General features: G+C 71.6%; 13 protein-coding genes. 6 read left to right on the forward strand and 7 right to left on the reverse strand.

The window, feature by feature from the left end; translation table 11 throughout:
- Positions 1 to 71 precede the first annotated feature (71 nt).
- A complete protein-coding gene (locus ACFYYJ_RS17725) occupies positions 72 to 629 on the reverse strand; it encodes an EF-hand domain-containing protein (RefSeq protein WP_389133406.1) in 558 nt (185 codons plus the stop codon).
- 589 nt (positions 630 to 1,218) lie between these two features.
- Here ACFYYJ_RS17725 and ACFYYJ_RS17730 point away from each other — a divergent pair.
- The 4 genes from ACFYYJ_RS17730 to ACFYYJ_RS17745 all read left to right on the forward strand — a co-directional run bounded on the left by ACFYYJ_RS17730 (position 1,219) and on the right by ACFYYJ_RS17745 (position 4,168).
- Positions 1,219 to 1,581, forward strand: coding sequence for a MarR family winged helix-turn-helix transcriptional regulator (locus tag ACFYYJ_RS17730; RefSeq protein WP_385367388.1), 363 nt, complete (start codon positions 1,219 to 1,221; stop codon positions 1,579 to 1,581).
- A complete protein-coding gene (locus ACFYYJ_RS17735; protein ID WP_389133408.1) occupies positions 1,578 to 3,011 on the forward strand; it encodes an MFS transporter in 1,434 nt (477 codons plus the stop codon). The genes ACFYYJ_RS17730 and ACFYYJ_RS17735 overlap by 4 nt, the downstream gene beginning before the upstream one ends.
- Positions 3,012 to 3,044: 33 nt before the next feature.
- Complete coding sequence (locus ACFYYJ_RS17740) at positions 3,045 to 3,338, forward strand: DUF1330 domain-containing protein (protein ID WP_385132947.1); 294 nt, start codon at positions 3,045 to 3,047, stop codon at positions 3,336 to 3,338.
- A gap of 92 nt (positions 3,339 to 3,430) precedes the next feature.
- Positions 3,431 to 4,168, forward strand: coding sequence for a dienelactone hydrolase family protein (locus ACFYYJ_RS17745; RefSeq protein WP_389133524.1), 738 nt, complete (start codon positions 3,431 to 3,433; stop codon positions 4,166 to 4,168).
- A 139-nt stretch (positions 4,169 to 4,307) separates the two neighbouring features.
- Here ACFYYJ_RS17745 and ACFYYJ_RS17750 read toward each other — a convergent pair whose 3' ends face one another.
- On the reverse strand, positions 4,308 to 5,120 hold the full coding sequence (locus ACFYYJ_RS17750; protein ID WP_385366627.1) for an ABC transporter permease: 813 nt from the start codon (positions 5,118 to 5,120) through the stop codon (positions 4,308 to 4,310).
- Positions 5,121 to 5,176: 56 nt separating this feature from the next.
- Positions 5,177 to 6,109, reverse strand: coding sequence for an ATP-binding cassette domain-containing protein (locus tag ACFYYJ_RS17755; RefSeq protein WP_389133411.1), 933 nt, complete (start codon positions 6,107 to 6,109; stop codon positions 5,177 to 5,179).
- 161 nt (positions 6,110 to 6,270) lie between these two features.
- Here ACFYYJ_RS17755 and ACFYYJ_RS17760 point away from each other — a divergent pair, with 161 nt between their 5' ends.
- Entirely contained in the window at positions 6,271 to 6,909 is a 639-nt protein-coding gene (locus ACFYYJ_RS17760; protein ID WP_389133414.1) for a PadR family transcriptional regulator, read from the forward strand.
- Positions 6,910 to 7,082: 173 nt separating this feature from the next.
- On the opposite strand, the gene ACFYYJ_RS17765 is transcribed toward ACFYYJ_RS17760, so the two are convergent.
- Together ACFYYJ_RS17765 and ACFYYJ_RS17770 are read right to left on the reverse strand one after the other, a co-directional pair.
- Entirely contained in the window at positions 7,083 to 8,114 is a 1,032-nt protein-coding gene (locus ACFYYJ_RS17765; RefSeq protein ID WP_389133416.1) for an ADP-ribosylglycohydrolase family protein, read from the reverse strand.
- Between the two features lie 160 nt (positions 8,115 to 8,274).
- Entirely contained in the window at positions 8,275 to 9,159 is an 885-nt protein-coding gene (locus ACFYYJ_RS17770) for a glycosyltransferase family 2 protein (RefSeq protein WP_389133418.1), read from the reverse strand.
- A gap of 634 nt (positions 9,160 to 9,793) precedes the next feature.
- Between ACFYYJ_RS17770 and ACFYYJ_RS17775 the strand changes: the two genes are divergently transcribed.
- The gene (locus tag ACFYYJ_RS17775; RefSeq protein WP_389133421.1) at positions 9,794 to 11,668 is read left to right on the forward strand and encodes a hypothetical protein; all 1,875 of its coding nucleotides are present in this window, start codon (positions 9,794 to 9,796) and stop codon (positions 11,666 to 11,668) included.
- Positions 11,669 to 12,270: 602 nt separating this feature from the next.
- On the opposite strand, the gene ACFYYJ_RS17780 is transcribed toward ACFYYJ_RS17775, so the two are convergent.
- Together ACFYYJ_RS17780 and ACFYYJ_RS17785 are read right to left on the reverse strand one after the other, a co-directional pair.
- Positions 12,271 to 13,266, reverse strand: coding sequence for a hypothetical protein (locus ACFYYJ_RS17780; protein WP_389133423.1), 996 nt, complete (start codon positions 13,264 to 13,266; stop codon positions 12,271 to 12,273).
- Between the two features lie 595 nt (positions 13,267 to 13,861).
- Positions 13,862 to 13,996, reverse strand: a complete 135-nt coding sequence (locus ACFYYJ_RS17785; RefSeq protein ID WP_385366118.1) for a hypothetical protein — start codon at positions 13,994 to 13,996, stop codon at positions 13,862 to 13,864.
- Positions 13,997 to 14,237: the final 241 nt, after the last annotated feature.

The raw sequence follows: 14,237 nt of genomic DNA on the forward strand, positions 1-14,237 counted from the left end.
CGAGACTGCCGCAGGCCCCGGTCGCGGCGGCGGCCAGGGCCCGCAGGTGTCCGGTCTGCCCGGCCGGGTCGTCAGTCCCTGGTGTCGGGCCGGCCCATCCACCAGTTGCCCGGGGCGGTGGGGTCGGTGCTGGACCAGTACTCGACCACGGCGGATTCGAATTCGGCCGGGTCGAGGGAGCCGTCGCCGTCGCGGTCCAGGTGGGCGAATGCCGCGTCCAGGTCCGCCCGGCCGATCCCCGGGAAGTGGCTGCGCTGGAAGGTGTCGAATTCGGTCCTGCTGACCAGGCCGTCGGCATCGACGTCGGCGATGGCGAAGAACGCCCGCGCGAGGGCGCCGACGGTGGTGGCCGCGGCCTCGGGGTCGGCGGCCAGGGTGAGGGTGCTGGTCACGAATTCCTGCTTGGTCATACGACCGTCGGCCCCGCCTACGTGCGGGGCGTGCAGGTCTCGCCAGACCGCGACGTAGGCGTCGACCATGCGGGTGTGCCCGGCCGAGCCGCGGCCGTACCCGAGCTGGTCGGCGGCCCGGTTGCCCATGATGACGTGGTCGGCCTCGGTCAGGGCCCCATCGCCGTCGGCGTCCAACAGATCGAAGCCGTGGCTGATCTTCTCGCGCAGGATGTCCATGGCGGTGAACGTAGCGCAGGAGCCGCAGGCCCGGGCGCCGGACGAAGTGGTGACCCACGATCAGGCGACACCGCAGAACGGCTTGGCCACTGCGGCGGGGAGCCGGGGCCGGGGCCAACCAGGAACGACAGTCCCGGTGCGTACGCGTCGACGGCAGCCTGCGCCTTCTGCGCCACCCGGCCGCGTTCGACCACGACCAAGGCGAGAAACAGCCCAGTTCACCCCTGGGGCCGGACGGCGATCACAGCCTCGGTGCGGACGCACTCGTCGAACGATCCGCCGTCGGGACCGAAGGCGATGAGAGCCCGGCGGAGCTCATGCTCGCAGGCTGCTCGGCCGGGGCCGAGCGCGGCCGGGCTGGTGAAGCCGTGGGAGCGGCCGGGCCGTAAGAGAGCCGGGCCCGGCCGATGTCCGCAGCTCTCGGCGGTCGAGGCCTCCCGCGCCGGTCGACCATTTCCATAAGCCATGAATATAAAAATGCTAAGCTTCGGGCATGAGTCGTCAAGACACCGCTCCTGACGCGTCCGCCGCCATCGGGGCAGCCCTCTACGGTCTGGCCACCAGGGCCGTGAGACGCCTGCCCCGGGACATGAGCCTGACGTCCGCCGCCACCCTGGCCACCCTCGACCGCACCGGCCCGCGGCGCATCACCGATCTGGCCGCGGTCGAGGGCGTCACCCAGCCCGCGATGACCACCCTGGTCCGGGTGATGGAGGAGTCCGGGCTGGTCGAGCGGCGGGGCGACGCGTCCGACAAGCGGGTCACGCTGGTGTGCCTGACCGAGGCCGGCGCCTCCTATGTCCGGACGCGGCGCCAGGCGGGCGTCCACGCGTTCGAGCGGTTGATCGGCGAGCTCACCGGCGACGAGGTCGAGGCGCTGGTGGCGGCCCTTCCGGCGTTGAAGCATCTGGCAGAGCTCGAAAGCCAGGACCGCGAAGGGCCGAAGCGGTGACCGGGCAGCCGGTCGGCGGGGGCGCGGCGAAGGCGTTACCGGCGGCGCGTTCCCAGGCGCGGCTGCTGGTCCCCGCCCTGATGTTCATCCCTCTGGTCGTGGCGGCGGTCGGCAGCCTCGGGGCGCCGCTCATCACCAGCGTGGCGACCTCGTTCCACGTCACGCTCGGCAGCGCGCAGTGGACGCTGACCGTCGCATTGCTCAGCGGCGCCGTCGCCACGCCGGTCCTGGGACGGCTCGGGGCCGGCCCGCACCGGCGGGCCACGATCCTCGCCACGCTCGCGGTCGTCGTCGCCGGCAGCGCGCTCACCGTGCTGCCGCTGCCGTTCGCGTGGCTGCTCGTCGGCAGGGCGGCCCAGGGTGTCGGGCTCGGGCTGACGCCGCTGATGATGGGCGTGGCCCGGGACCACCTCCCCGAGGAGCGCGGCGCGGCCGTGATCGCCCTGGTCTCGGTGGTCTCGATCATCGGGGCCGGCGTCGGCTACCCGCTGGCCGCACTGCTCGCCGAGCTCGGCGGAGTACGGGCCGCCTACGGCCTCGGCCTGGTCGTCACCGCCGCCGCCCTCCTGACCGCGTGGCGCTCCATGCCCGAAGCCCCCGAAGGCCGTTCCGCCCACGTGGACGTGACGGGCGCGGTCGTCCTGGCCGCCGCGCTGGTCCTGGTGCTGTTCCTCGCCGGCGAACGGGATCTGTGGAGCGGGCACCTCGCCGTGGCGGCGGGCCTCGCCGTCGTCGCGGTGGTGCTGCTCTGCCTCTGGGTCGTCATCGAGCTGCGCAGCACGGCGCCCCTGGTCGATGTGCGGGCGGTGCGGCACCCGGCGGTCGCCGGGGCGAACCTCGCCATGTTCGTCGGCGGGATCGGCATGTACCTCCTGCTCACGCTCATCACCCGGTACGCGCAGACGCCGCCCGGCGCCGGCTACGGCTTCGGGCTGACGACCTTCGTCGCCGGGCTGGTCCTCGTCCCGTTCTCGGTGCTGGGGTTCGTCGCCGGCAAGCTCACGCCGCGCATCCGGAAGCGGATCGCCGACCCCCTGCTCCTGGCCGGCAGCGCCGTCGTGGTCGGCGGCGGGTTCGCCCTGTTCGCGGCGGCCCGGTCGGACCTGGTCGAAGTGTTCGCGGCGATGGGCGTGCTCGGCCTCGGCGTCGGCGGCTTCTCGGCCGCGATGCCCGGCGTCATCCTGGCCGTCACCCCCAAGAGCGAGACGTCGAGCGCAATGAGCTTCAACTATGTCGTCCGCAGCGTCGGGTACGCCCTGGGCAGCGCCATCGGCGGTCTGATCCTCGCCGCGGGCACCGACCCCGGCCACCACTTCCCCGACGACAGCGCCTACACCACCGCGGCGCTGGTCGGCATCGGCGCCATGGCGATCACTACGCTGACGAGCCTCGCTCTCGCCCGCCGACGCCCGTCCGAGACCAACCCGTAAGTCGGATGCACTCATCCCCACACTGGAGGTTCCATGCCCAAGGCCTACTGGGTCAGCGTCTACCGCACCATTCTTGACCCCGAGAAGCTGGCTGCCTACAGCGAACTGGCCGCTCCGGCCGTCAAGGCCGCGGGCGGTCGGACCCTCGTCCGTGGCGGTCGGGTCGTGGCGTACGACGCCGGAATCGCCGAGCGCACCGTCCTGATCGAGTTCGACAGCTTCGAGCAGGCCGTCGCGGCGCGCGAGAGTGCGGCCTACCAGGAGGCGCTGGCCGCCCTTTCCGACGGCGTCGAGCGCGACTTCCGCATCGTCGAAGGCATCGACTGACCGAGGTCCGGTTGTCGCACGCTGTTCTGCCGGCGGCAGAACAGCGGCCCGACCGGGCTCGGCGATCACTACCGTCCGGTCTCATGACGACGATCACGACGATCACGACGCGTACGGTCGAATACCCGGCCGATGGTTTGACGATGATCGGGCACCTCGCGCTCCCGGCCGGCATCGACCGCCGGCCCGCGGTGCTGCTCGGACCGGAGGGCATGGGGCTGAGCGACGTCGAGCGCCGCCGGGCCGACGCTCTCGCCGAACTGGGATACGTGGCGCTGGCCTTCGACCTTCACGGCGGTCGCTATCTGGGTGACCCCGAGGAGATGCTGGCCCGTTGCATGCCACTGCTCGCCGACCCCGACCGGATGCGGGACATCGGCCATGCGGCGCTCGACGTGTTGCGCACCGAACCGCGGACCGACCCCGACCGGATCGCCGCCATCGGATACGGCACCGGGGGCGCCGTCGGGCTGGAACTCGGGCGCGCCGGCGTCAACCTGCGCGCGATCGGGACGGTCAACGCACTGACCACGGGCCGGCCGGGCGAGGCGGCGCGCATCCGCTGCCCGGTGTGGGCCGGGGTCGGGTCGGAAGACCCGATCATGCCGCCCGCGCAACGGAACGCGTTCACCGCCGAGATGCAGTCCGCGGGTGTCGACTGGCGCCTCACGGTCTACGGCGGCGCCTTGCACGCCTTCCACCACCCAACGGTCGACCACCCCACGGTCCCCGGCGTCGGCCACCACCCGCGGCACGCGCAGCGAGCCTGGCACGACGTCGTCGACCTGCTCGCCGAGTGCGTGCCCGTGACGGAGAACCTGGAGGCATGACAGGCGAACATGCAGGCGCCGGGCCTGGTCGACGTCGGGCACTGACCGTCCCCTCCCCCGCCCCTCCCCTCAATCCCCTCTGGGACCTGGCGGAGCACCCCTGGCGCCGCCCTGTTCGAGTGGGCTGTCGTTCGGTCCCTCAGCGGCTCAGGTCCCGGAACCGCTTCACCGCCAGTGGGAAGAACACCGCGGTCAGGGCCACCGGCCAGGCCACCGCGAGGAGTTCCGCGTGGGCCACGGCCCATGAGTCCCCGTCCGCACCCGGGTTGCCGAACAGGCCTCGTACGGCCGTCGCCGTCGCGGACATCGGGTTCCACTCCACGATCGCGCCCAGCCACGCCGGCATCGATGCGGGCGAGGCGATGGCGTTGGAGAGGAAGCTGACCGGCCAGACCAGGATCTGCACCGCCTGTACCAGTTCCGGCTTGCCGGCGACCATCGCCAGGTGGATGCCGATCCACAGCATCGCGAACCTCAGCAGCAACAGCAGTCCCACCGCCCCCAAGAAGGAGCCGAATCCTCCGTGCCAGCGCCAGCCGACCGCGTACCCGACCGCGATCATCACGGCCAGGCCGACCGCCGACTGCAGCATGTCGGCGACGCTCCGTCCGACCAGGACCGCGCCCGAGTTCATGGGCATCGACCGGAACCGGTCGATGACACCCTTCCCGAGGTCCTGAGTGACCGAGAGCATCGTCGACTCGAGGCCGAAGGCCATGGTCATGGTGAGCATCCCGGGCAACAGGTAGGCCTTGAAGTCCCCGTCGACGCCCTGTCCGCCGCCGATCAGGTAGCTGAACATCAGCAGCATCATCACCGGGAAGACCAGGCCGACCACCACCTGAACGGGCCGGCGCGCCCAGTGGGCCAGTTCACGCCTGGTCATGGTCCAGGAGTCGACGGCCGCCCAACGCAGCTTCGAACCTGTACCCGTGCCCGTGCCCGCGCCCATGCCCGTGTCCGTGTCCGTGTCCGTGCCGTACTCCGTGCTCACACCTTGCGTCACGCTCACGCCGCGTCCCCCTTCGTCAGGTGCATGAAGACCTCGTCGAGCGTCGGCCTGCGTACCGCGACGTCCTCCGCCTCGATGCCGGCCACCTCCAGCGCCCGTACGGTCCCGGTCAGCGCGGCCATCCGGTCGACGACCGGGGCACTGACCATCCGCCGGTCCTCGTCCACGACCACGTCACCGGGCAGGAGAGAGACCACGCGCGCCAGTTGGGCCGTGTCGCGCAGGACCACGTCGATGCGGTCACCGCCCGTCCTGGACTTCAGCTCGTCCGCCGTGCCCTCCGCGATGACCTTTCCGTGGTCGACCACCGCGATCCGGTCGGCCAGTTGGTCGGCCTCCTCCAGGTACTGCGTGGTCAGCAGAACGGTCGTCCCGCCGCCCACCAGCGAGCGCACCGCGTTCCACACCTCGGTGCGGCCTCGGGGGTCGAGCCCGGTCGTGGGCTCGTCCAGGAAGAGCACCTGCGGCCGGGAGATGAGGGACGCCGCCAGGTCGAGGCGCCGCCGCATACCGCCGCTGTACTGCTTGACGGCCTTGGTATCGGCGAGCCCGAAGCGTGCCAGGAGCTCGTCGGCCCGCGCGCCGGCGCGGCGTGCGCCGAGGTGGTGGAGGCGGCCGAACATCTCCAGGTTCTGGCGGCCGCCGAGCTCCTCGTCGACGGCGGCGTTCTGGCCGAGCAGCCCGATCAGCGAGCGCACCTCGTCGGCGCGGGTCCTGACGTCGACTCCCGCCACCTCGACCCGTCCCTCATCGGGGCGCAGCAGCGTGGACATGACGCGTACGGCCGTGGTCTTGCCGGCGCCGTTCGGGCCGAGGATCCCTTGGACGGTCCCGGCCCGGACGGTGAGGTCGAGGCCGTCGAGGGCCTTCTTGTCGCCGTACCTCTTCCGCAGGCCTTCGACGACGATCGCCGAATCGTGGTCGGACAAAACACCCTCCCGAGGCAGTAGTCAAACTTGACTAGCACGCCGAAGGTACGCCCTCGCGGCCCACTAGTCAAACTTGATTACCTACGGACGCCACCCCATCCCCGACCCTCTGGTCAAACTTGTACAGTGGCGCTGGCCGAATGACCCGAGGGGAGACGCACATGTCAGCGATCCGGCTGCTGATCCTCGGCGCGGTCCGTCAACACGGGCGGGCGCACGGCTATCAGGTGCGCAACGACCTGGAGTTCTGGGGGGCCCACGAGTGGTCCAACGCCAAGCCGGGCTCGATCTACCACGCGCTCAAGCAGATGGCGAAGCAGGGACTCCTCGTCGCCCACGAGGTCGCACCGAGCACCGTCGGCGGCCCGCCCCGCGTCGAGTACGAGATCAACGACAAGGGAACCGAGGAGTACTTCACGCTGCTCCGCGAGGCCCTGAGTTCACACGAGCAGAAGACCGACGTGCTCTCGGCCGGCATCGGCTTCATCGTCGACCTGCCGCGGGACGAGGCCGTCGCACTCCTCAGGAAGAGGATCGCGGGGCTCGAACAGTGGCGGTCCGCGGTCACCGGGTACTACACGCCGGAGGGGGGCCCCGAGCAGCTCGGGCACATCGGCGAGATCATGAACCTGTGGGTGCACTCGGCCGATGCCGGCGCGGAATGGACGCGCGGTCTGATCGAGCGGATCGAAGGCGGCGCGTACACCTTCGCGGGAGAGGGTGAACCCTTCGTGGGCGTACTCGCGGACGACGAGCCGAACCCGTACGCGACGGGACCGCACCCGCAGGACAAGCGCTAGCGACGCACCGCGCCCACGGAGCCAAGGCGTTCAACGACCTCACCGACCGGATCCGCCCCGGCCGGCACGCCACACCGACGGCCGGACCGACACCCCGGTCGAGCAGGGTGTACACGACGACCTCCTCACCATCGGGCACCTCGCCCGCCCGTGCCGCCCTGGCCGTGGAGCGGCTACGGGCTTACGACGACATCGGGCTGCGTGGCACTCGTGTCACCGATCCTGTCGGATTGCTCCGTACCCGGCTGGTCCGGCGGCTCGTTGGCCGGGATCGCAGAGCCTCCGAGGCGGTCCGCGAGGTGGAGCAGATCTGCCAGGTACAGCACCCGTCCCTCGGATCCCGGGAGGGGGACGTGGAGGGGCCGGGTCCAGTGGGCGGGGATCGCGTCGAACCCGTAGTACGCCCCCGCGAGGCCTCCGGTCACCGCGGCGACGGTGTCGGTGTCACCGCCGAGGTCGATCGCCGCGCGTATCGCGTCCTCGAAGCCGGTGGTGGTGCGCAGCGCCCAGACGGCGGAGCCCAGACAGGGCCAGACGGCGCCGTTGAACTCGGTGGCCTGGTCGGGGTGCCAATCGGGAGCGAGGACCGTGGCGTAGCGGTCGCGGTGGTCGGGATGTACCAGAGCCAGGATGCCCGGGAGTGCGCTGAGGGGGTCGGTGTCCTGGAGCGTGACGCGGATGAGCTCGTGGAAGATCGCGGTGCCTTCCCAGGCGGCGCGGTCGCCGTGGGTGAGGGCGGCGATGCGGCGGGCCGCGTCCATGGTGGCTTCTTGGCCGGCGGGCGCGAAGTGGACGGCTGAGGTCGATGCCCGCATCAAGGAGCCGTTTCCCGCCGCTCGCTGGTTGACCTGGAAATGGATCGTGGCGGCGAGGTCCCAGGGCATGCCGTTGGTCAGGACGTCCTCGGTCTGCAAACCGATGTCCTTCGGCTCCGATGCCGCCCACCGCTGGAAGCGCGCGAAGATGTCGGGCAGGTCCAGTCCGCCCCGATCCAGAAGGGACTCCGCGACCAGGACGGCCATCTGCGTGTCGTCCGTGGCCTCGCCGGGGTCCCAGCCGCCGCCACCGCACATCTCGCCACCGGCACCGGGCGCCGGAAACCGCGCGGAGAACGCTCCCCGCGGACCGAACTCGAACGGGCCGCCCAGAGCGTCGCCCACCGCTGATCCGACGACCGTGCCGGCGGCCCGCTGCATCCGCTTCATGCGCGCAGGCTATCCGCGCCACGCCGGTCGCCGCGCGGCGCTATTCCTGCTGCGGCTCCCCGAGCCATCGGCGGCGAACGCGTCCCTACGCCGCGCATCCCCCCTGGGGTCATCCCCGCGCGCACGGGGGGCAGTTGGGGGTCTCCGTGTCAGCCCCGTCTCAGATCACCGGCGGCCGCCCCAGCCGCGTCATCCGCCACACCGTCCGCCACCGCATCGGCCTCCGCGGCGGGCACGGGACCCGGAGGCCCTCGAAGAAGCCCGCCCACCACGCCCTGAGCCCGTGCAGCGGCGGGCGTTGCGTCAGCGTGTATGCCGCCCACGTGGCCAGGTAGATCGGTACGAGCACCGCCGGCAAGTGGCGCTTGGCCAGCCAGACCCGGTTGCGGGCGGTCATCCGGTAGTAGACCGCGTGCCGGGCGGGCGAGGTCTTGGGGTGCTGGAGCACGAGCGCGGGCTCGTAGAGGATCTCCCACCCGGCGTCGAGCGCCCGCCAGGCGAGGTCGGTCTCCTCGTGGGTGAAGAAGAACGCGTCGGGCCAGCCGCCCGTCCGCTCCAGCATCGGCATCGACAGGGCGTGGCCACCGCCGAGGAACGTGGTGACCGGTCCGCGCCGCATCGGATCCTTCGCCCGGAGCCGCGGAATGTGCCGCCGCTGCGTCTCGCCCCTCTCGTCGGCGATCCGGAAGCTGACGATGCCCAGCCGCCCCGCCCCGGCCTCGTACAGGTCGGCGATCCGCCGCACGACACCGGCGTCGACGAGCAACCCGTCGTCGTCCAGATCCACCAGCACGTCGACGTCCCCGAACTCCCGCAGCCGCCGCCAGGCGACGTTGCGCCCGCCCGCGACACCGAGGTTCTCGTCGAGCTCCACCCCGACCACGCCCTCCGGCAGACCGGGCAGAGCGCATCCGTTTCCGACCACGACGATCCGTACGGCGGCCTCGTCCTGCTTGGCCACCGAATCCAGCAGGGCCCGCAGTTCGGGCATCCGGTCGCCCCTCGTCAGCACGGCCACGCCCACGCGCGGTCGGGTCACACCCATCACGTCCTTCCCTGCACCAGGTAAACGGCGAGCGTACCCGCCGCCCAACCCGCGGCCCACTCTCCGAAACCCCGTACGGCAGCCTCGACGCCCACGACCTCGCCGACCTCCTTGCCCACCGGCCGAGCTCCACCGCGAGGCGCTCGCCGCCTCGGGGAGGCGGCCCGTATCCACCCGACGGCACTCGTCCGCCCCCGGGCGATCGTCGGGGACGACGTGATCAGATCGCCGGCGCGCGGGCGCACCTGTCCGCGGCAATCAGAGTGGCCGCGATCAACCTGTGCGACGACATGCGCACCCCGGACCACGAGGTCATCACCCGCACCAGTACTGGCCTACACCGCTGCGGCACCGCGCAGTTCGGTGACGGCACCAGACCGACAACAGCATCAGCCTCGGCCCAGGCGGAGCCATCGGCCGCCACACCAGCATCGCTCGGCCTCGGACGCGGTCGGTGTGTGGGGCGTTCCGTTGCACACGCCGCGCCGCGGCGAACACACCGAGGGCACCACCGTTCGAGCTCACGCAGCGGAACCCGAGCCGCGAGACCGCCTGGGTCGAGAGACGGCTCCCTCCCGTTGTCAGTGGCGATCACTAGGCTCGGCGCACTTGATCAACTGAGGAGCGCGGACCCATGAGATCTCCGGCCGAACTGGACGACGTGCCGTGGCACACCCTGACCCACGCCTACGGCTCGGCCGAGGACGTGCCCGAGCTGATCAGGGCGCTCTATCAGGACGATGAGGAGACGGTCGACGAGGCGATCCACGAGCTCTACGGCAACATCCACCACCAGGGCACCGTCTACCCGGCCTCCGCCCCCGCCGTCCCCTTCCTCGCCCACGCGGCCCACCACGTCCCGGCCAAGCGCGAGGACCTGCTGATGCTGCTCGCCACCCTCGCCGACAACGCCCCGGGGGACACCGAGTCGCCACGCTGGCCGGGCAGTTCCGTCGCCGCGATCTGCGCGGAGCTCGCCCGGGTCCTCCCCGAGCTGCTGCCCTGCCTCGACGACACCGATCGCGGCGTGCGACGGGCCGTGCTCCGCGTGATCGCCGCCGTGGCCGAGCTGCTCCCCGCCGAACTCCGGGCCGAGGTACTGGCCCGGATCGGCGGTCTGTACGCCACCGACCCCGTCGCAGCGGTACGAGCGGACGCGATGGTGGTGCGGGCCCGGTCCGGCATCAGTGAGGTGGAGGCCCTCGACAGCCCGCTGCCCGAGGTCCGCCTGGCCGCCGCGGTGCTCGCCGCCGAGCGGTCCGGGCCCCCGTACGCACCCCGACTCGTGGAGGTCCTCACCGAGGACGGCGCCGACCCCGACCCCGGGGACGACGGCTTCCCCTGGCCCGGCACCGCCTCACCGGACCAGCACCTCACCGACCTGCTCATCCAGGACCCGGACGCCGCCCTCACCGTCGCGGCCGGCTGGATCGCCAAGGGGGACATCGGATCCCGCGGGTCCTGGATCGCCCGGCGGATCATGGAGACCTGGCGCGACCGCGAGCCCGAATCCCTGGACCTGCTGCTCGCCGCCCTGCCCCACCGGCGCGGGGCGGGCACCCCCGCACACGGCCTGAGCACCATCGGCCGCTGGATCCGGCACGTCCCCGAGCCGCGCACCGAACTCCGCGACGCACTGTACGAGTACGCACGCACCGAGCAGGAGGAGAGCGCCGGACCCGCACTCCTCGCCCTGACGCACTCCCGCGACCCCCGCGCCCTGGATCTGGTACTTCGCCGCCCCGACCCGCAGACGCTGACGGCAGCCGCCCTGTCCTTCGCAGAAGCCGGCGACAGGCTGATACCCGCGATCCGGAGCGCACTGGCGGCAGGCGCGACCGGCAACGAGGCCATCGACCTGATCGGCGCCCTGGAGCGGTTCGGTACGGCGGCCGGGCAGGCCCAGCCCGAAGTGATCGACTGCCTCGACACCGGCCGCGGTGCCGTCGTCGCCGCCCGCCTGCTCGGGCGCATCGGCATCCCTGGCCCGCAGGCCACCACCGTGCTCCTCAGAGCCGCCGCGAGCACCGACCCCTCGCTCAACATCGCGGCGGCCGTGGCCCACTACCGGCTCACCGGCGAGGCCGAGCCGGCGCTGCGCACCTTCGAGACCCTGCTCGCGACGGCGAAGGGCCCGACCCACTGGTACCTGGCCGGCCTCACCCCCCTCGGCCGTGCCGCCGCCCCGCTGCTGCCGGTCATCGAGCCGCTCCTGACCGCCCGCTACGACTGGACCCGCATGGCGGCCGCCGAAGCACACCACGCCATCACCGGATCCCCCGACCGGGCCTTGCCCGTTCTCGCCGACCTGCTCTCCGCCACTCCGGTCGGGCTCAGTGCCCTGAAGGCCCTCGCGGGCATCGGCGAGGTCCCCGAGCACCTCCGCCCCACACTCCGGGCCTTCGCCTTCTCCCCACTCCGCCTGCTGAGCGACACCCCGTTCTCGGAGGACACCCACCCGGACGAGGAACTGCGAGCCCTCGCATGGAGGTTGCTCACCGCCGGGTAGACCGGCCCGACTTTTGTCCGCGGACATGAGTCCGCGCCTCAACCCGGGCTCCACGCGCACGGCGTGCCGCGCTTCAGCGAGCCCCAGAGCCGGCTCACCCCTGACATGCCGGCCGCCGAAGTCCGCGGCACGGTCGACCGGCTGAACGAGCGGCCTGATTCCAGAGGTCGCTGCCTGGCCGCCGTCGATGCCTTCCTCGCCGATCGGACGGAGGACAACCGGGCGGCAGTCCGCGCCGCGTTCCTTGCCATCCCGCTCTCGCGGCGCCGCTCCGCGCTGGGCCCAGGGCCCTCGCGTACTTCGAGGAACGTGCCCGCCGGGTGGCCGAAGTGGAAGAACGTGTCCTGTCAGACGGGCCGGCAACTGCGCATGCTCCGGCAGTCCACCTCTTCCCGTCGTTTCCGAAGGAGCCGGTGGCAGACCCGGGGCTGCTCGGCCTGCGAAACGACTACCCCGCCCCGATCACGGTAGGGAAGGCCACCTACCGCTCGTTCAGCCCGAAGCCCACGACGCGGTCGCAGCGGCGGACGCCGCTGCCGCCGCCCGCGATCTCGCGGCCGGTACACCGCGCCGCCCGCCGGTTCCGTGGCCCTTGGGACGGATCAGGAGAGCACCCATTGGGGTGGGTGTCCCAGGTCAGCCGGGCAGGTGAAGACGTGCAGGTCCCGGTCACGGCCGAAGCGGAGTCGGGTGGGTTGGGCGACGGACTGGCCGCCCCGGATCGAGGCCATCCCCTGTAGTGACGGATCGCGGTCCTCCAGCGGCATCCAGCTGTGCGAGTCGGGGTCCATCTCTTCGCCTCCGGCCGTCAGCAGGAGCCGCATCGGGGTCTCGCACGTCGCGCACGCGATGTCCAGCGGGCCTGTCGACGCCCAACTGGGATAGCCGCCAACCCGCCAGCCGGGCGGGATCGAGAGGGCGCCCTGGTAGTTCGGGGCGTACCGGCCGCCGGCTGCCGTCTGAGCGTCGTCCCAGGCGTCGATGCGGGCGATCAGAGCCGCAGGCAGCGTGTCGTCCTCCGCCCACGGATAGGTGTCCACCTCCTCGGGGTGCACGACACAGGGTTCGGGGAGTTCGTGCTCCCACCGCAGCAAGGGAACTTCAGGCGCTGCAGGAAGGAAGCGGTCGGCACGTTCGGTCTGCGCGGCCGGCCTCCACCTCAGGAGGTACTCCCGCTCCAGGTACGGGCCGTGGGTGCGGGGGCAGCGGAAGAGCTGCACCAGATCCGCACCGCCGGGACCGGCGGCAAGGCCGGGGACGTCCCTGCCGAAGAACTGGGCGAGCCCCACGAAGGGCGTCGGTCCGCCCTCGCCCGGGCCGCCGGCGCCGGGCCATGGACGGCTCCGAGGCCACACCCCCGCCGCCCGGGCGGCGCGGATCTCCTTCGGTGCGTACCCCTCGGTCTCGGGCGCGTGCGGTTCGCGGCAGACCGGCCACGGTTCGTCGATCGGCCACAGCATCGGTCCGCCGACATGACTGTCGTGCCGTCCGGGCCGGCCCGGCCGCGGGTGCAGGCGGGTCGTCCGCCCTCGATACGCCGCCAGCTCCGGGAACACGGCCTCCACGGCAACCGGCCGGGCCGGCGTTGTCCTGGTCATACGCGGAAGGTACGTGGCCGGGGCTTCGTCACGCGAACGGGTTACCGCGGACCCTGTCGCGAGGACGTCACGTCCGGGTCCGATCAGGGCACCCCAAGCCGAGCACAACCACGGCCCTACACGCGCCTGTAGGTGTTCCCCGATCTCGGCGGCATCACTTCCCGGAGGAGGAGAACGTTCGTCATTCATGGGGGCCGACTTTTGTCCGCGGACAAGAGTCGGCCCCCATGAACGTGTGCGTTCCTTGGTCGGAGCGCATTTTCAGGCGAAGGCCGTTTCCACGTACGGCGGATACCGAACCGAGTGATCAAGCGGGACACATCGTTCGAGGAAAAGCGTCTACCGACGGCGCAGAGATCCGGACCCGCAACGAGTGGACCAATCCCCGGCCGGCGAGCGCCGCACGCCACTGGCCTGTACGACTACGAGGTCGCCGTCTTCGAAAGCGACTCGATCGCCGGCAGCGAGGAAGAGCGGGCTCGCCAACTCGAAGGTGTACGCGTCGTCAGTCTCAAGGTCCTTCACCAGCACCAACCGTGAGGTCGGCGTGACTCCGTCAGCTATCAGGCGCATGCCGAGATGATCCCACGCAGCCTCAGAAGACCTCGACCTCATTCAGTGACTGACCCAGGGCGGACGGGGACGAGATCGTGACGGTTTCCACCTCGCCGTACTGGGTCACGACGCCGGACGGGCAGGACGCCTTCACCGTGAGGCGAAGCCGGCTCATCCCGTAAGTGCAAGGTTGTTCACCCTTGCTTGCGACGCCCGACATCGCGTGGCGCACGCCGGCTCGAAGGACAACCGGACCGTTGCTCCGCGGTGGTTGGAGGGCGTGGGTGGCGGGGAAGCGGCCGCGTACCTGCACGTGCGGATTCCGGCGGACGCCCAGGACGTGAAGGGGGCGGGCGTGGACAAACTGGGACGCCGACAACGGCCGAGGCCATCGCCGCCGATCTGCCCCTCGAAGA

The organism is Streptomyces sp. NPDC002467 (assembly GCF_042889825.1).
Classification (GTDB): Bacteria; Actinomycetota; Actinomycetes; order Streptomycetales; family Streptomycetaceae; genus Streptomyces.

Excerpts from the sequence above, each read along its gene's own strand:
- ACFYYJ_RS17760 (WP_389133414.1), top strand. The coding sequence starts at position 6,271 with ATGTCAGCGATCCGGCTGCTGATCCTCGGCGCGGTCCGTCAACACGGG.
- ACFYYJ_RS17750 (WP_385366627.1), bottom strand. The coding sequence starts at position 5,120 with ATGGGCGCGGGCACGGGCACGGGTACAGGTTCGAAGCTGCGTTGGGCG.
- ACFYYJ_RS17730 (WP_385367388.1), top strand. The coding sequence starts at position 1,219 with ATGAGCCTGACGTCCGCCGCCACCCTGGCCACCCTCGACCGCACCGGC.
- ACFYYJ_RS17765 (WP_389133416.1), bottom strand. The coding sequence starts at position 8,114 with ATGAAGCGGATGCAGCGGGCCGCCGGCACGGTCGTCGGATCAGCGGTG.
- ACFYYJ_RS17770 (WP_389133418.1), bottom strand. The coding sequence starts at position 9,159 with ATGGGTGTGACCCGACCGCGCGTGGGCGTGGCCGTGCTGACGAGGGGC.
- ACFYYJ_RS17725 (WP_389133406.1), bottom strand. The coding sequence starts at position 629 with ATGGACATCCTGCGCGAGAAGATCAGCCACGGCTTCGATCTGTTGGAC.
- ACFYYJ_RS17780 (WP_389133423.1), bottom strand. The coding sequence starts at position 13,266 with ATGACCAGGACAACGCCGGCCCGGCCGGTTGCCGTGGAGGCCGTGTTC.
- ACFYYJ_RS17775 (WP_389133421.1), top strand. The coding sequence starts at position 9,794 with ATGAGATCTCCGGCCGAACTGGACGACGTGCCGTGGCACACCCTGACC.
- ACFYYJ_RS17785 (WP_385366118.1), bottom strand. The coding sequence starts at position 13,996 with ATGAGCCGGCTTCGCCTCACGGTGAAGGCGTCCTGCCCGTCCGGCGTC.
- ACFYYJ_RS17740 (WP_385132947.1), top strand. The coding sequence starts at position 3,045 with ATGCCCAAGGCCTACTGGGTCAGCGTCTACCGCACCATTCTTGACCCC.